This is a genomic window from Enterobacter cloacae complex sp. P24RS, assembly GCF_014982165.1.
GTDB lineage: Bacteria > Pseudomonadota > Gammaproteobacteria > Enterobacterales > Enterobacteriaceae > Enterobacter > Enterobacter quasihormaechei.
Genome location: NZ_JADCKU010000013.1, coordinates 71,910 through 87,790 on the forward strand (window position 1 = coordinate 71,910; position 15,881 = coordinate 87,790).

Sequence of the window (15,881 nt, forward strand, 5' to 3'; positions counted from 1 at the left end):
TTCGCTTTCACGTGTAAGGTTTTTCCTCTTTTTATCGTCACTGACTGATTTCCGTAACACGCAACTCTCCACGCAGGATTGTGGGACTTTTCCTACGTACATTGTCGCCAACGCTGATGTTATCCATTCGCCTGGTAAAATAAAATACAGTCAGTTCGATGTTGACAGGAAAACAAATGAAATTACATTTTTTAAAAAATGCGCTACTGCTGCTTTCAATAACGCTTTTTACCGGCTGTATGGCTAATTCATGGATTGATGCGGTTGGAAGTGTGTTAGAGGAGAAAGACAAATATGAGAAAGACTCGCGATCCAAAAGAATTAAGGCTGCCAATAAGGCAGCAGGCTACTAGATTATTTCAGGCGCGGTAAGCGTTTTTGATAGTTTTTCATTTTTTATCTGCACCGTCTTAATAGCCACAGCGAGGTGGCGATTATGTTTGTCTTACGATCGAACGTTGATGTAATTGTGATAAAACTATTTTTAGTCTGCTTAATGGCGGCGTTTGCACTAATGGTTGTAAACCCAAGCGCGAGCTTTGGCAACGGGAGTAATGAAGAAATCAATGAAAGCGAAGACCATTATCGTGCTCACGATTTAGCCCGGCAAAAACCAGTTTTATTTGTGACCGGCTTTAGATGAGGAATTATAATTCTTGAGTTGAATGTAACATTACTCTATTATTGATGCGCTATTTGAGTGATCGCGCGTGTATAACATACATGCCTGATAACTCATTTTATTTCAAAGGGATAAAATAAAGACATGAAAAAAAGAGCGATAGTATTATTCAGTATGGCGTTAACCGCATGCTCAGCAAATAACTTGAACCAGGGCGCTGAACGGGTACGTATTACTAATACTGAACCAACCGGCAATTGTACATTCCTGGGTGAAGTGACGGGCAGCCAGGGAAACTTCTTCACGGGGGGATGGACGTCAAACTCTAATCTTGAGACTGGCGCACGTAATGATTTAAAAAACCAGGCTTACAATATGGGGGGTAACGTTGTCGTTATTCTTACGCAGCGAGCAGGGCAGACCGGGAGCGCCTACTTCGGCTCAGGTTCCAGCCAACAAACTAACGTCACGCTAAGCGGGACAGTGTATCGCTGCAATAACTCATAAATAATCTAAGCACAGTATTTAACGTGCAATAAAGCCCTGAGCCGTTAAGCGCGGCGAAACCTGCTTCTGGTAACGCACGGGCGTAATGCCGTAGCGGCGGGTAAAGGCGCGGGTCAGGTGAGACTGATCGGTCAGCCCCGTTGCGGCGGCGACTTCGGCGGCAGGCATGCCGTGAGTGAGAAACGCCTTGGCGCGCCACAGTCGGATGGCCATCAGCATCTGATGTGGGGTGACGTGAAAATGGGCCTTAAACTGGCGCTGGAAATGGTACGGACTGAGCGAAACGACGCTCGCCAGCTCGTCCAGGGTGAGCGCGCGCATATAGTTGTCGTGCAGATAGTCGCGAACGCGCTCGAAGCGGTGCGCGCCCTCCCGGGCTACCGGCGCATGACGGGCCAGCGGCTGGAACGTCTCAATCAGATCCAGCAGCAATCCTTTCTGCGCCAGCGGATCGTCCGTGTGCCACAGGCCATAAATCAACTGGCCTATCTGTTGCGAACGCAGCGGATCGTGACGCGTGACGTCGCTAAACCACCAGTGGCGCAGGCCGGTGACTTCTTCCAGCAGGTCGGGTTCGATATAGACCATCCGGTAACGCCAGCCGCCTTCGGTGGCGGATTCGCCGGTGTGGATCTCGTCCGGGTTCATGGTCACGACGGATTTTTCCGCGGCAAGATGCTGGGTACCGCGATAGCGGAAGCGTTCGGCGCCGGTTTCAATGGTGCCGATGCCAAACGCTTCGTGAGTGTGCGGCTCGAAGGCGTAGTCAGAGATATGGGCGTGATAAAGCTCCAGACCCGGCAGCTGCGCCAGATGGCGAAAGCGCGCGCTGTCTCTCTCATCAGTAAACTGTTCCGGTACGCCTTGCACAGTGAGCCTCCTCGTGGGTCATCGCCTCATTATCAGAGATGACCCGAAGGGATGCCACCAAAAATAACTAATTCTTAACAATTACAGAATTGCTTTGATGCTCTCCGCCAGCGGCGTGGTCGGGCGGCCGATCAGTTTGCTCAGGGTACGGCTGTCGTCAAACAGGCCGCCTTTGGACGCGCCGGTATCGGAATCCGCCAGCATATCCGCCAGCCCGGCAGGCAGGCCTGCGCCCTTCAGCGCGGCGGCGAAGTCCGCTTCGCTCAGGTTCTGATACGCCACCGGCTTGCCGCTCAGCCTGCTCAGCTCCGCCGTCAGTTCGCTCAGCGTCCAGGCACTGTCGCCCGCCAGTTCATACACCTTGCCGGCATGACCCTCTTCAGAAACCACTTTTGCTGCCGCCGCCGCGTAATCCGCCCGGGTCGCCGAGGCAATTTTGCCTTCACCTGCGGCACCAATAAATACGCCGTGTTCCAGGGCAGGCGGCACGCTCGCAAGATAGTTTTCGGTATACCAGCCGTTGCGCAGCAGGGTGTAAGGTACGCCGGATTCAGCCAGCGCTTTCTCGGTTTCTACGTGTTCAACGTGCAGACCCAGCGGGGAGGTATCCGCATGCAGCAGGCTGGTGTAGGCGATAAGTTTCACCCCGGCGGCTTTGGCGGCGTTAATCACGTTCTGATGCTGTGCGGCGCGCTGGCCCACTTCGCTGGAGGAGATAAGCAGCAGCTTATCCACGCCGTTCAGGGCGGTGGTGAACGCGGCCTGGTCGGTATAGTCCGCCTGACGTACCACTATTCCCCGCTGGCTAAAGGCGTCGGCTTTTGCCGGGTTACGCACAATAGCCACGATCTGGCTGGCCGGAACGGTTTTCAGCAGTTCTTCAATAACGAGTTGGCCAAGCTGGCCGGTTGCGCCGGTAATCGCGATCATGATGAATCTCCTTCGTGTTTGTCTGGTGTTGTGGCACACTATCACCATCACTAACTTTTAGTAAGTACGCACAAAAAGGTAAGTATGAAAACAACGGTACCGACGCTCAGCGAGCAAATGCGCGATGGCAACCTCTTTGCGGAACAGTGTCCATCAAGGGAGGTGCTCAAACACGTTACCAGCCGCTGGGGCGTGCTGATCCTGGTGGCATTGCGTCAGGGCACGCATCGCTTCAGCGACCTGCGCCGCAAGATGGGCGGCGTCAGCGAGAAAATGCTGGCCCAGTCGCTTCAGGCACTAGAGCAGGACGGGTTTGTTAACCGCGTTTCTTATCCGGTTGTGCCGCCGCACGTGGAGTATAGTCTGACCCCGATGGGTATCGAGGTCAGCGAGAAAGTCGCCGCGCTGGCGGACTGGATTGAGGTGAATACGCCGCAGGTGATGGCGAATCGGGATGAGCGTGCGGCGTAAAAGCCGGGTGGCGGTTTCGCCTTACCCGGCACAATCACCGCTACCTGCTTAAATCCACCTGATAAATCGCGAACCCGATATCATCCGTCGCGACCTTTTTCATCGGATACTGCGCGTTATCCCTGATAAACGCGGCTGCTTTATCGGACGATGATGTCTCAAAGCGAATATCCAGCGTCGTGTCGCTGTGGATAGGCGCCAGACGCCAGTTGCTGTCCACCGCCGGATGAATTTCACCCGCCTTTTTCGACTCTGCGCTAATCCACGCCGCCAGCACCGAGCGGTTCTCGTCCGGCGAGGCAAAGGCGATGTGGCTGTCACCCGTACCGGCAAACTTACCGCCGTAGGCGCGGTAGTTGTTGGTCACCACCAGGAAGGTGGCATTCGGGCCAATGGCCTTGCCGTTGAAGGTCAGGTTTTTAATGCGCTCCGCCTGCGGATTAATGGCCTGGCACTCGCCGTCATATTTCGCGGGCTGGGTAACATCAATCTGATACTTCACGCCGTCGATCACGTCGAAGTTGTAGGTGCGAAAACCGTCCCAGTTAATCAGCGACTGCGGCTTGCTGCTGTGCGGATCGATCTGATTGAACTGCCCGGCAGAGCACTCCAGCCACTCCTTCACCTCTTTCCCCGTGGCTTTCACCACCACGAGGGTGTTGGGATAGAGGTAGAGATCCGCGGCATTACGGAAGGTCAGCTGGCCTTTTTCCACCTCAACGTAGCTGGCCGGATCGTTCTTACGTCCGCCCACTTTGAATGGCGCCGCGGCAGACAGTACCGGCAGATTGGCCAGGTCCGGATCGCCCTGAATATAGTCCTCGACGTAGGCTTTCTGCGCCATGTTGACTACCTGCACGGTCGGATCGTCCTGTACCAGCGCCAGGAAGCTATACATGTTGTCGGCGGATTTACCGATCGGCTTGCTGACAAATTCACGCGTGGCGTCGTGATCGTGCTTCAGGACGTCGACCAGCGCTTTGTCTTCATTCGCGAGTGATTTTTTGGCCACCGCGTCGTAGATCGGGCGCGCTTCCGCCTTCGACTGGGTGACTTTCCAGCTTCCGCTGTCGTTGTTCAACACCAGATCCACCACCCCGAGGTGATCGCCCCACATCCCCGGCATCACTGCTGGCACGCCGTTGAGCGTGCCTTTTTCAATATCTGCGCCTTTGATGCTGGCGAAGTCTTTACCCGGGAAGACGGCGTGGGCGTGGCCGAACAGGATCGCATCGACGCCCGGTACCTGGCTGAGGTAATACACCGAGTTCTCAGCCATCGCCCGATACGGATCTGCCGACAGGCCTGAGTGGGCCACCACCACCACCACGTCCGCGCCTTTGGCACGCATTTCCGGCACGTATTTGCGCGCCGTTTCGGTAATGTCGTTGACGGTCACTTTCCCGTCGAGGTTGGCTTTATCCCACGTCATGATTTGCGGCGGTACAAAGCCGATATAGCCGATTTTCAGCGTCTGTTTTTTACCGTCCTTATCGACCACCTCGGTCTCTTTAATCAGGTAAGGGGTAAAAAGCGGCTTCTCCGTCTTAACGTCGATGATATTGGCGTTAACGTACGGGAACGTTGCGCCTGCCAGCGCGTCGTGCAGGTATTTCAGACCGTAGTTAAATTCGTGATTGCCGAGGTTGCCGACGGCATAGTCCAGCGTATTCATTGCCTTATAAACAGGATGGATCTCGCCTTTCTTCAGCCCCTTCGCCGCCATGTAGTCGCCGAGCGGGCTGCCCTGAATGAGATCGCCGTTGTCCACCAGCACGCTATTTTTTACTTCACCGCGGGCGGCGTTGATTAAACTTGCCGTACGTACCAGTCCGAATTTTTCGACAGGCGTATCTTTGTAGTAATCGAAGTCCATCATGTTGCCGTGCAGATCGGTCGTTTCCAGAATACGGAGATCCACCGTCGCTGCCTGAACGCTGGCCGCAATCAGCGTTGCCAGGAGCGTTGCGCTAAACTTAATCATCTGAGGAGTCCTTTTTTCGATCCAAGCCACAAAAGAATATGTATGTAGTATTTGTTGCTTACAGAAGTGTGAATGCTGCCAGAAAAAAGAGCGCTGAAACCAGAATTGCTTCACAGATAGCGGAATTGTTCACATTACGATATAACTAAAACAATAAGTTATGCCCACTGCGTTAACGAAGAGGTGGAGAATGTTAGATAAAATTTGTCAGCTCGCACGGGATGCGGGTGATGCCATTATGCAGGTGTACGACGGTGCAAAACCGATGGACGTTGTCAGCAAAGCGGACGACTCCCCGGTGACGGCGGCGGATATCGCGGCGCATGCGGTGATCCTGAAAGGCTTGCAGGCCCTGACGCCGGATATTCCGGTCCTTTCTGAAGAAGCGCCCCAGAGCTGGGACGAACGTCAGCACTGGCAGCGTTACTGGCTGGTCGATCCGCTGGACGGCACGAAAGAGTTCATCAAGCGTAACGGTGAGTTCACCGTCAACATCGCCCTGATTGAAAAAGGAAAGGCGGTGCTCGGCGTGGTCTACGCCCCGGTGATGAAGGTGATGTACAGCGCGGCGGAAGGCAAAGCCTGGAAGGAAGAGTGCGGCGTACGTAAGCAGATCCAGGTGCGCGATGCCCGTCCTCCGCTGGTGGTGATCAGCCGCTCGCATAGCGACAGCGAGCTGGAAGAGTACCTGCAACAGCTGGGCGAACACCAGACGACGTCGATCGGATCGTCGCTGAAGTTCTGCCTGGTGGCAGAAGGGCAGGCGCAGCTGTATCCCCGTTTTGGGCCGACGAACGTCTGGGATACCGCCGCAGGCCACGCCGTTGCCGCAGCGGCGGGCGCGCATGTGCATGACTGGCAGGGTAAGCCGCTGGACTATACCCCGCGCGAGTCATTCCTGAACCCGGGCTTCCGGGTGTCACTCTACTGATCCAGCAGCTTGTGCAGCAGGGCAACCACCTGCTGCACCTCATCCTGCGTCAGCGCCCCGTCTTTAACCCACTGCACGCGGCCCGCTTTATCCAGCACGATAATCGCTGAGCTCTCCTCTTCCAGCTGCCACGCCTTACGCGTCACGCCGTTGCTGTCGACAATAAACTGCGACCACGGATAGAGCTTCTTATTGCTCTCGAGGCTTGAGCGCACAAACATCCCGGAGCCGGGAATCGCATCGTCGGTATTCACGATGGTGGTGGTCTGGTAGCGATCGTGCGGGAGTTTTGCGGTCTTGATCGCCTCCACAAGGGTCGCGTTTTTCTCTTTTGCGGATGTACGTCCGGCAATATGTTGTACAACTCTCACTTTGCCCGCGAGCTGCGCGCTATTCCAGGCTTTATAGCTAAACTTATCATTGTCGAGAATCAATTCTCCCCGGTCAGCAATACCGACCGGCGGAACACGTTCTCCTTTTTCAATGTTGTGTGCGGAAGCCATCAGCGGCAGCAACAGGCAAGCTGCTGCCAGGAGGTTACGTAGGGTCATGGTGTTTCCTTATTGTGAGCAGGTGATCCGACCACTTGGTCATGCGCTTTTAATCATAAGTGCGAGCAATGGGCTTTTCCCGCAATCCCGATGCCAGTTTGCGGGCGAACGCACATATCCACGCAAAAACGACGGCATATACTGCTCTGCATCACGCTTTGCAAAGATTATTCTGAATAATTGTAATCAAACGGTAAATAAACTTATGCACACTGGGTAAGTACGAGGTTCTGGTCTATAGTCATTGGGCATCAAAATTTGCGCTCAGGACAGTCGGGCCGATTGTGGCACCGCAAGGGCGTATGATTCGCAGGAGATACAAGAATGAAAATTTTCCAACGCTACAACCCGCTTCAGGTGGCGAAGTACGTGAAGATCCTGTTCCGTGGACGGTTGTATATCAAGGATGTTGGCGCTTTTGAGTTCGATAAGGGCAAAATCCTTATCCCAAAAGTGAAGGACAAACAGCACTTGTCTGTGATGTCCGAAGTCAACCGTCAGGTTATGCGTCTGCAAACTGAGATGGCTTAACCAACGTGCTATGCAGTAGTCGTTAAAAAGACGGCTCCCGATGGGAGCCGTTGATGTTTGTGGGGCAGGCGAAGGATTACGCCGACACCTTCTCTTCCGCATCTGGCAGTTTCGGCACCAGCACGGTCGGTTTACTATCAATGCGCGTTACCAGCAGCTGGTCGATGCGGTAGTTATCAATATCCACGACTTCAAACTTGAAGCCGGAGAACTTCACCGAGTCGGTACGTTTCGGGATCTTACGCAGCATAAACATCATAAAGCCGCCGATGGTCTCGTAGTTTCCGGACTGCGGGAACTCGTCGATATCCAGCACGCGCATCACGTCCTCAATCGGCGTACCGCCGTCAATCAGCCATGAGTTCTCGTCACGCTGCACAATTTGCTCTTCCAGCCCCTGGCCGACCAGGTCGCCCATCAGCGTCGTCATGACGTCGTTGAGGGTGATAATCCCCACCACCAGCGCATATTCGTTCATGATCACCGCGAAATCTTCACCCGCAGTTTTGAAGCTTTCCAGCGCTTCGGAGAGCGTCAGGGTGTCCGGCACAATCAGGGTATTGCGGATCTGCACGCCGCTGTTCAGCGCCAGGCTCTGGTTTGCCAGCACGCGGTTCAGCAGGTCTTTGGAGTCCACATAGCCGATGATATGGTCGATATCTTCGTTACAGACCAGGAATTTGGAGTGCGGATGCTGCGCCACTTTGGTCTTCAGGCTCTGCTCATCTTCATGCAGATCGAACCAGATGATGTTCTCACGGCCGGTCATGGAAGAGGGAACGGTACGGGATTCCAGTTCGAAAACGTTCTCAATCAGCTCGTGTTCCTGCTTGCGCAGCACGCCTGCCAGCGCCCCGGCTTCCACCACGGCGTAAATATCATCGGATGTGATGTCGTCTTTACGCACCATCGGCAGCTTGAAGATGCGGAAAATGACGTTCGCCAGGCCGTTAAAGAACCACACCAGCGGGCGGAAGACGTACAGACAGAAGCGCATCGGGTTGATGATACGCAAAGCCACAGCTTCTGGCGCAATCATACCGATGCGTTTCGGGGTCAGGTCCGCGAATAGAATGAACAAACCGGTGACCAGCGAGAAGGAGAGGATGAAGCTCAACTGCTCGGCCAGCTCTACGGACATGTACTTTACAAAGAGGCTATAAAACGCCGGAGAAAACGCTGCATCGCCCACGATACCGCCAAGAATGGCGACCGCGTTAAGACCAATCTGCACCACGGTAAAGAACATGCCGGGATTTTCCTGCATTTTCAAAATGCGTGATGCGTTGATGTTGCCCTCGTCGGCAAGCAGCTTCAGTTTGATTTTACGGGAGGCAGCCAGCGAGATCTCCGATATCGAGAAAAATGCACTGACGGCAATAAGACAAAGTATTACTAAAATACTGTTTAACATAGTTTATCCGGCTTCTCGCCAGATCCTCAGAAGGGGAGTTGATACCATTCGTGTGAAGACATATTGAAGTCAGCTCGTAGCGTTGAGCCGATTATTTCAGCGGTAGTATAGCGTAAAGGCGTGTAAATCTGCCAGAGGTCACGTTTTCGACAAATAAGGTGGGCCTGCGGCGGGGAGTGTGGTTGAGTTATGCGCCACGCGGCTCGCGTGGCGCTGATGCAGTAATCAGGCCTGCTGTGGAGGCAGGCAAACGCCGATGCCGCCAATCCCGCAGTAGCCGTACGGATTTTTATGCAGATACTGCTGGTGATCGTCTTCGGCATAGTAGAACGGTTTCGCGGTAGCGATTTCGGTCGTCACCTGGCGTTTATCACCGGCGGCCTGCATTGCTTCCTGGAAACGCGTCAGGCTGGCGTGGGCTGCGGCCTCCTGCTCTGGGGTGAGCGGATAAATAGCCGAACGGTATTGGGTGCCGTGATCGTTACCCTGACGCATGCCCTGCGCCGGGTCATGGTTTTCCCAGAACACCTGGAGCAGCTGTTCATAGCTGATAACGCTCGGGTCATACACCACACGGACCGCCTCGGCATGCCCGGTTTCGCCGGAACAGACTTCGCGGTAGGTTGGGTTAGGCGTATACCCTCCGGTGTAGCCCGCAGCGGTACTGTAAACGCCCGGCAGCTGCCAGAACAGGCGCTCTACGCCCCAGAAGCAGCCCATGGCAAACAGGGCGATCTCCATTCCATCAGGAACATTTGTCATTGAATGGTTGTTTACGGCGTGTAATGTCGCCACTGGCATAGGGGTGTTGCGTCCCGGTAACGCATCGGCTTGTGATACCAGATGCTTTTTATCGAATAAACTCACGGTGGGGCCTCCCGGGTAGCGTTGTTTCGGTTAAGGTTGTCACGAAGCGTTTAATTGAACACAATAAATGCGATGAATGAGTCTAGATTTAATCATAAGAAATATTTGGGTGTTGCACCCTTTTTCAACCCGTAATTTGGGTTTTTGACCAGCAGGCCGTATTTTGCCGCGGAGCGGCACTGCATTTGCTTCCAGGGTGGAAACAGGGATATTCAGGAGAAAACGTGACAAAGATCCGCCAGTTATGTTTAGTCAGTTTAATGCTGACAAGCGGGATTGCCAGCGCGGCGAATGTCCGTTTGCAGGTTGAGGGGTTATCCGGGGCGCTGGAAAAAAACGTGCGTGCGCAGCTTTCTACCATCCAGAGCGATGAAGTGACGCCGGATCGGCGTTTTCGCGCGCGCGTGGATGACGCCATTCGCGAAGGCTTAAAGGCGTTGGGGTACTACGAACCCACCATCGATTTCGACTTACGCCCGCCGCCGGCGAAGGGGCGTCAGGTATTGATTGCCCGCGTTTCGCCGGGCGAACCCGTTTTGATTGGCGGCACGAACGTGGTGCTGCGCGGCGGTGCGCGCACGGATCGGGACTACCTGGATCTGCTCAGCAACCGCCCGAAAGTGGGCACCGTGCTCAATCACGGGGATTACGATCGCTTTAAAAAGTCGTTGACCAACGTTTCCCTGCGTAAAGGCTATTTCGACAGCAAGTTTAACAAAAGCCAGCTGGGCGTTGCGCTTGAGCGACGTCAGGCATTCTGGGATATCGACTACGACAGCGGCGAACGCTATCGGTTTGGCGATGTAACCTTCGAAGGATCGCAGATCCGTGACGAGTATCTGCAAAACCTGGTGCCGTTCAAAAAGGGCGACTACTACCAGTCCAGCGACCTCGGCGAGCTGAACCGTCGTTTGTCCGCTACCGGCTGGTTTAACTCCGTGGTGGTGGCGCCTGAATTTGAAAAATCCCGTAAAACGAAGGTATTACCGCTGCATGGCGTAGTCTCTCCGCGCACCGAGAACACCATTGAGACCGGTGTCGGCTACTCCACGGACGTCGGCCCGCGCGTGAAGGCCTCGTGGAGAAAACCGTGGATGAACTCCTACGGCCACAGCCTGACCACCAGCGTCAGCCTCTCTGCGCCTGAACAGCAGCTGGACTTCAGCTACAAAATGCCGCTGCTGAAAAACCCGCTTGAGCAATATTACCTGGTGCAGGGCGGTTTTAAGCGTACCGATTTGAACGATACCGAGCAGGACTCGACAACGCTTGCGGTCTCACGCTTCTGGGATCTCTCCAGCGGCTGGCAGCGCGCCATTAACCTGCGCTGGAGCCTCGATCACTTTACCCAGGCCAACGTCACCAACACCACGATGCTGCTTTATCCGGGGGTGATGATCAGCCGCACCCGCTCGCGTGGAGGCCTGATGCCAACCTGGGGCGATTCCCAGCGCTACTCCATCGATTATTCCAACACCGCCTGGGGATCCGACGTGGACTTCTCCGTCTTTCAGGCGCAAAACGTCTGGATCCGCACGCTGTATGACAAACACCGCTTTGTGATGCGCGGCAATCTCGGCTGGATTGAGACGGGTGATTTCGAGCGCGTTCCGCCGGACCTGCGCTTCTTCGCCGGGGGCGACCGCAGTATTCGCGGGTATAAGTACAAATCGATCTCACCTGAAAACGAAAAAGGCCAGCTGACCGGGGCCTCTAAGCTGGCGACCGGCTCGCTGGAGTACCAGTACAACGTCAGCGGCAAATGGTGGGGCGCCATGTTTGTCGACAGCGGTGAAGCGGTAAACGACATCCGCCGCAGCGATTTCAAAACCGGCGCGGGCGTAGGCGTGCGCTGGCAGTCACCGGTCGGGCCGATCAAGCTCGATTTCGCCGTTCCGGTGGGTGACAAAGAAGAACACGGTTTACAGTTTTACATCGGTCTGGGGCCTGAATTATGAGTTTATGGAAGAAGATAAGCCTCGGAGTGCTGATTTTTATCGTATTGCTGCTTGGCACGGTGGCGTTTCTGGTGGGCACCACCACGGGCCTGCATCTGCTGTTTAACGCCGCGAACCGCTGGGTGCCGGGGCTGGAAATCGGCCAGGTGACGGGCGGCTGGCGCGATCTGCGCCTGAAAAATATCCGTTATGAACAGCCCGGCGTGGCGGTGAACGCGGGCGAGTTTCATCTGGCGGTGAAGCTGGGCTGCCTGCGGGACAGCAGGCTGTGCGTAAACGATCTGTCGTTAAAAGACGTAAACGTGGCGATAGATTCCAAAAAAATGCCGAAGTCTGAGCCCGTCGAGGAAGAGGATAGCGGCCCGCTTAACCTCTCCACGCCGTACCCGATTGCGCTCTATCGGGTTGCGCTGGATAACGTCAACGTCAAAATCGACGATACGACGGTATCGGTGATGGATTTCACCTCCGGTCTGCGCTGGCAGGAGAAAAACCTCACCCTGACCCCAACCTCCCTGCAAGGGCTGCTGATTGCGCTGCCGAAGGTGGCCGACGTGGCGCAGGAAGAGATCGTCGAGCCGAAGATCCAGAACCCGCAGCCGGAAGAAAAACCGCTGGGTGAAACGCTGAAAGATCTCTTCTCGAAACCGGTGCTGCCGGAGATGACCGACGTGCATCTGCCGCTGAACCTCAATATCGAAGAGTTTAAGGGCGAGCAGCTGCGTCTGACGGGTGATACCGATCTGACGGTCTACAACATGCTGCTTAAAGTCAGCAGCATCGACGGCAACATGAAGCTCGACGCGCTGGATATCGATTCCAGTCAGGGCTCGGTGAACGCCTCAGGCAACGCGCAGCTGCGCGACAACTGGCCGGTAGATATTACGCTGAACAGCGCCCTGAACATCGATCCGCTGAAGGGCGAAAAGGTGAAGGTGAAGGTCGGCGGTGCGCTGCGCGAGAAGCTTGAGTTCGGCGTGAACCTGTCCGGCCCGGTGGATATGGTGCTGCGTGGGCAAACCCAGCTGGCAGAGGCCGGTTTACCGCTCAATCTTGAGATTGTCAGCAAGCAGCTTTACTGGCCATTCACCGGCGAAAAGCAGTTCCAGGCCGACGATCTGAAGCTGAAGCTGAGTGGCAAAATGACCGACTACACGCTGTCGTTCCGCACGGCAGTGAAGGGGCAGGGGGTACCGCCCGCCGATATCACCCTGGATGCGAAGGGTAACGAGTTGCAGGTAAACCTCGACAAGCTGACCGTGGCAGCCCTGGAAGGAAAAACCGAGCTGACCGCGCTGCTCGACTGGCAGCAGGCGATCAGCTGGCGCGGCGAGCTGAAGCTGACCGGGATCAACACCGCCAAAGAGGTACCGGACTGGCCGTCAAAACTCGACGGCCTGATCAAAACCCGCGGCAGCCTGTACGGCGGAACCTGGCAGATGGACGTGCCGGAAATCAAGCTGACCGGCAACGTGAAGCAGAACAAAGTCAACGTAGAGGGCTCGGTTAAGGGCAACAGCTATCTCCAGTGGGTGATCCCGGGCCTGCACGTGGCGCTGGGCCGCAACACGGCGGATATTAAAGGCGAGCTGGGGGTGAAAGACCTCGATCTGGATGCCACCATCGACGCGCCAAACCTTGATAACGCCCTGCCGGGCCTTGGCGGTACGGCGAAAGGGTTAGTGAAGGTTCGCGGTACGGTGGAAGCGCCGCAGCTGCTGGCAGACATTACCGCTAACAACCTGCGCTGGCAGGAACTCTCCATTGCCCGCGTGCGCGTCGAAGGGGACGTGAAATCCACCGATCAGATCGGCGGTAGCCTCGACCTGCGCGTGGAGCGTATTTCTCAGCCGGACGTGAACATCAGCCTGGTGACGCTGGCGGCGAAAGGTAACGAGAAGCAGCACGATCTCCAGCTGCGCGTGCAGGGCGAGCCGGTCTCCGGGCAGCTGCACCTGACCGGCAGCTTTGACCGCAACGCGACGCGCTGGAAAGGGCAGCTGGACAACACCCGCTTCAGCACGCCGGTTGGCCCGCTGGTGCTGTCCCGATCCATCGCACTGGACTACCGCAACGCAGAGCAGAAAATCAGCATTGGGCCGCACTGCTGGACCAACCCGAATGCCGAGCTGTGCGTGCCGCAGACCATTGATGCGGGCGCGGAAGGACGCGCGCAGATCAACCTCAACCGTTTTGACCTGGCCATGCTGAAACCGTTTATGCCGGAAACCACCCAGGCGAGCGGGGTCTTTAGCGGTAAAGCGGACGTCGCGTGGGACACCACCAAAGAGGGGCTGCCGCAGGGCAGCGTGAGTCTCTCCGGGCGTAACGTGAAGGTCACGCAGGAGGTCAATGACGCGCCGCTGCCGGTGGCGTTCGACACCCTGAATCTGAATGCCGACCTGCGTAACAACCGCGCGGAGCTGGGGTGGCTTATTCGTCTGACCAACAACGGTCAGCTTGACGGCCAGGTGCAAATTACCGATCCGCAAGGGCGGCGCAACCTCGGCGGCAACGTCAATATTCGCAACTTCAACCTGGCGATGGTGAATCCGATTTTCTCGCGGGGTGAAAAAGCGGCGGGTATGCTCAGCGCCAACCTGCGCCTGGCGGGAGATGCGCAAAGCCCGCAGCTGTTTGGCCAGATGCGGCTAAGCGGCGTGGACATCGACGGTAACTTTATGCCGTTCGATATGCAGCCAAGCCAGCTTGCGATGAACTTTAACGGCCAAAGCTCAACCCTCAGTGGTTCAGTGCTGACGCAGCAGGGACAAATCAACCTGAGCGGTGACGCAGACTGGAGCCAGCTTGATAACTGGCGCGCCCGTATTGCGGCCAAAGGCAGCAGGGTGCGTATCACGGTACCGCCGATGGTGCGGCTGGACGTATCGCCAGACGTGGTCTTTGAGGCAACGCCAAGCCTCTTCACGCTGGACGGCCGCGTCGACGTCCCGTGGGCGCGCATCGTGGTTCACGAGGTGCCGGAAAGCGCGGTTGGCGTCTCCAGTGATGAAGTTATGCTCAATGAAAATCTGAAACCTGTTGAACAGAAGAGCGCTGGCATACCGATCAATAGTAATCTTATCGTGCACGTGGGGAATAACGTGCGTTTGGACGCGTTTGGGCTGAAGGCGAGACTCACGGGTGACCTGAAAGTGGCGCAGGATCAGCAGGGGCTGGGCCTGAATGGACAAATCAATATTCCTGAAGGGCGCTTCCATGCCTACGGTCAGGATTTGATTGTGCGTAAAGGTGAGCTGCTGTTCTCCGGTCCACCGGATCAGCCGGTCCTGAATATCGAAGCGATCCGTAACCCTGAAGCCACCGAAGATGATGTGATTGCGGGTGTGCGCGTGACGGGCTCTGCCGACGAACCTAAGGCAGAGATCTTCTCTGACCCGGCCATGTCGCAACAGGAAGCGCTCTCTTACCTGCTGCGCGGACAGGGTCTGGATAGCCAGCAGGGCGATGGTGCGGCAATGACGTCAATGTTAGTCGGTCTGGGGGTTGCACAAAGTGGTCAGGTTGTGGGTAAAATCGGCGAGACGTTTGGCGTAAGCAATCTGGCGCTGGACACTCAGGGCGTGGGTGACTCTTCGCAGGTAGTGGTCAGCGGCTATGTACTGCCGGGTCTACAGGTAAAATATGGCGTGGGGATCTTTGACTCACTGGCTACACTCACGTTACGTTACCGCCTGATGCCTAAGCTATATCTGGAAGCAGTGTCCGGCGTAGACCAGGCACTTGATCTGCTCTATCAGTTTGAGTTTTAGCAATGCGAATATTTGTTTACGGCAGTTTACGAACCAAGCAAGGCAACAGCCACTGGATGACCAACGCCCAGTTGCTGGGAAATTACACAATCGAAAACTATCAGCTGTACAGTCTGGGCCACTATCCAGGCGCGGTTCCGGGGAACGGAACGGTACAGGGTGAAGTTTATCGCATTGATAATGCTACGCTGGCCGAACTTGATGCCTTGCGCACCAGGGGCGGTGAATACGCTCGCCAGTTGATCCAGACGCCTTACGGCAGTGCATGGATGTATGTGTACCAACGTTCGGTCGACGGGTTAACGCTGATTGAAAGCGGTAACTGGTTAGACAGAGACCAGTTATGAAAAACGACAACGCCACCGTAAGGTGGCGTTGTTTTTTGTGGCTGTAATATCAATGATTTGCACTGTACAGCGTAGGCCCGTGCAAGCGTAGCGCCTCCGGGCGATACTTCTCAATCGCACGGGTT

At 55.7% G+C, this 15,881-nt stretch carries 15 protein-coding genes; 9 read left to right on the top strand and 6 right to left on the bottom strand.

The features are described from left to right. Nucleotides 1-176 precede the first annotated feature (176 nt). The 3 genes from INF58_RS14750 (at nucleotide 177) to INF58_RS14760 (ending at nucleotide 1,129) form a co-directional block, all read left to right on the top strand. Complete coding sequence (locus tag INF58_RS14750) at nucleotides 177-353, top strand: hypothetical protein (protein ID WP_193527969.1); 177 nt, start codon at nucleotides 177-179, stop codon at nucleotides 351-353. A gap of 83 nt (nucleotides 354-436) precedes the next feature. After that, on the top strand, nucleotides 437-643 hold the full coding sequence (locus INF58_RS14755) for a hypothetical protein (protein ID WP_193527970.1): 207 nt from the start codon (nucleotides 437-439) through the stop codon (nucleotides 641-643). 123 nt (nucleotides 644-766) lie between these two features. Beyond that, entirely contained in the window at nucleotides 767-1,129 is a 363-nt protein-coding gene (locus INF58_RS14760; RefSeq protein ID WP_193527971.1) for a DUF4156 domain-containing protein, read from the top strand. A gap of 18 nt (nucleotides 1,130-1,147) precedes the next feature. Here the strand turns inward: INF58_RS14760 and INF58_RS14765 are convergent, their stop codons facing one another. Both INF58_RS14765 and INF58_RS14770 read right to left on the bottom strand, forming a co-directional pair. Beyond that, nucleotides 1,148-1,999: an AraC family transcriptional regulator gene (locus INF58_RS14765; RefSeq protein ID WP_193527972.1), complete on the bottom strand. Its 852-nt coding sequence runs from the start codon at nucleotides 1,997-1,999 to the stop codon at nucleotides 1,148-1,150. Nucleotides 2,000-2,080: 81 nt separating this feature from the next. After that, on the bottom strand, nucleotides 2,081-2,929 hold the full coding sequence (locus tag INF58_RS14770) for an SDR family oxidoreductase (protein ID WP_193034161.1): 849 nt from the start codon (nucleotides 2,927-2,929) through the stop codon (nucleotides 2,081-2,083). A gap of 84 nt (nucleotides 2,930-3,013) precedes the next feature. On the opposite strand from INF58_RS14770, the gene INF58_RS14775 reads away from it, so the two are divergent. Then, a complete protein-coding gene (locus INF58_RS14775; RefSeq protein ID WP_063867172.1) occupies nucleotides 3,014-3,400 on the top strand; it encodes a helix-turn-helix domain-containing protein in 387 nt (128 codons plus the stop codon). Between the two features lie 40 nt (nucleotides 3,401-3,440). Here the strand turns inward: INF58_RS14775 and INF58_RS14780 are convergent, their stop codons facing one another. Further along, nucleotides 3,441-5,384, bottom strand: a complete 1,944-nt coding sequence (locus INF58_RS14780; protein WP_193527973.1) for a bifunctional 2',3'-cyclic-nucleotide 2'-phosphodiesterase/3'-nucleotidase — start codon at nucleotides 5,382-5,384, stop codon at nucleotides 3,441-3,443. 190 nt (nucleotides 5,385-5,574) lie between these two features. Between INF58_RS14780 and cysQ the strand changes: the two genes are divergently transcribed. Next, nucleotides 5,575-6,315, top strand: coding sequence for a 3'(2'),5'-bisphosphate nucleotidase CysQ (cysQ, locus tag INF58_RS14785; RefSeq protein ID WP_015572488.1), 741 nt, complete (start codon nucleotides 5,575-5,577; stop codon nucleotides 6,313-6,315). Here the strand turns inward: cysQ and INF58_RS14790 are convergent. Then, nucleotides 6,309-6,866, bottom strand: a complete 558-nt coding sequence (locus INF58_RS14790) for a YtfJ family protein (protein WP_063867176.1) — start codon at nucleotides 6,864-6,866, stop codon at nucleotides 6,309-6,311. The genes cysQ and INF58_RS14790 overlap by 7 nt on opposite strands. 324 nt (nucleotides 6,867-7,190) lie before the next feature. Between INF58_RS14790 and INF58_RS14795 the strand changes: the two genes are divergently transcribed. Further along, entirely contained in the window at nucleotides 7,191-7,397 is a 207-nt protein-coding gene (locus tag INF58_RS14795) for a DUF1107 domain-containing protein (RefSeq protein WP_003856054.1), read from the top strand. Nucleotides 7,398-7,473: 76 nt separating this feature from the next. Here the strand turns inward: INF58_RS14795 and INF58_RS14800 are convergent, their stop codons facing one another. Both INF58_RS14800 and msrA read right to left on the bottom strand, forming a co-directional pair. Then, entirely contained in the window at nucleotides 7,474-8,811 is a 1,338-nt protein-coding gene (locus tag INF58_RS14800; protein WP_006810357.1) for a hemolysin family protein, read from the bottom strand. Between the two features lie 225 nt (nucleotides 8,812-9,036). Further along, nucleotides 9,037-9,678: a peptide-methionine (S)-S-oxide reductase MsrA gene (gene msrA, locus INF58_RS14805; protein WP_006810351.1), complete on the bottom strand. Its 642-nt coding sequence runs from the start codon at nucleotides 9,676-9,678 to the stop codon at nucleotides 9,037-9,039. A gap of 224 nt (nucleotides 9,679-9,902) precedes the next feature. Here msrA and tamA point away from each other — a divergent pair, with 224 nt between their 5' ends. The 3 genes from tamA to INF58_RS14820 are packed head-to-tail and all read left to right on the top strand — an operon-like array spanning nucleotide 9,903 to nucleotide 15,756. Then, on the top strand, nucleotides 9,903-11,636 hold the full coding sequence (tamA, locus tag INF58_RS14810; RefSeq protein WP_064910242.1) for an autotransporter assembly complex protein TamA: 1,734 nt from the start codon (nucleotides 9,903-9,905) through the stop codon (nucleotides 11,634-11,636). Next, complete coding sequence (gene tamB, locus INF58_RS14815) at nucleotides 11,633-15,409, top strand: autotransporter assembly complex protein TamB (protein WP_107534524.1); 3,777 nt, start codon at nucleotides 11,633-11,635, stop codon at nucleotides 15,407-15,409. Before tamA ends, tamB begins: the two co-directional genes overlap by 4 nt. A gap of 2 nt (nucleotides 15,410-15,411) precedes the next feature. Further along, on the top strand, nucleotides 15,412-15,756 hold the full coding sequence (locus INF58_RS14820; RefSeq protein ID WP_063867186.1) for a gamma-glutamylcyclotransferase: 345 nt from the start codon (nucleotides 15,412-15,414) through the stop codon (nucleotides 15,754-15,756). The last annotated feature ends 125 nt before the right edge of the window (nucleotides 15,757-15,881 follow it).

Bases quoted from the DNA above. Each gene is read 5' to 3' on its own strand.
- INF58_RS14750 (WP_193527969.1), top strand. From the start codon at position 177: ATGAAATTACATTTTTTAAAAAATGCGCTACTGCTGCTTTCAATAACG.
- INF58_RS14755 (WP_193527970.1), top strand. From the start codon at position 437: ATGTTTGTCTTACGATCGAACGTTGATGTAATTGTGATAAAACTATTT.
- INF58_RS14760 (WP_193527971.1), top strand. From the start codon at position 767: ATGAAAAAAAGAGCGATAGTATTATTCAGTATGGCGTTAACCGCATGC.
- INF58_RS14770 (WP_193034161.1), bottom strand. From the start codon at position 2,929: ATGATCGCGATTACCGGCGCAACCGGCCAGCTTGGCCAACTCGTTATT.
- INF58_RS14775 (WP_063867172.1), top strand. From the start codon at position 3,014: ATGAAAACAACGGTACCGACGCTCAGCGAGCAAATGCGCGATGGCAAC.
- INF58_RS14780 (WP_193527973.1), bottom strand. From the start codon at position 5,384: ATGATTAAGTTTAGCGCAACGCTCCTGGCAACGCTGATTGCGGCCAGC.
- cysQ (WP_015572488.1), top strand. From the start codon at position 5,575: ATGTTAGATAAAATTTGTCAGCTCGCACGGGATGCGGGTGATGCCATT.
- INF58_RS14790 (WP_063867176.1), bottom strand. From the start codon at position 6,866: ATGACCCTACGTAACCTCCTGGCAGCAGCTTGCCTGTTGCTGCCGCTG.
- INF58_RS14795 (WP_003856054.1), top strand. From the start codon at position 7,191: ATGAAAATTTTCCAACGCTACAACCCGCTTCAGGTGGCGAAGTACGTG.
- INF58_RS14800 (WP_006810357.1), bottom strand. From the start codon at position 8,811: ATGTTAAACAGTATTTTAGTAATACTTTGTCTTATTGCCGTCAGTGCA.
- tamB (WP_107534524.1), top strand. From the start codon at position 11,633: ATGAGTTTATGGAAGAAGATAAGCCTCGGAGTGCTGATTTTTATCGTA.
- INF58_RS14820 (WP_063867186.1), top strand. From the start codon at position 15,412: ATGCGAATATTTGTTTACGGCAGTTTACGAACCAAGCAAGGCAACAGC.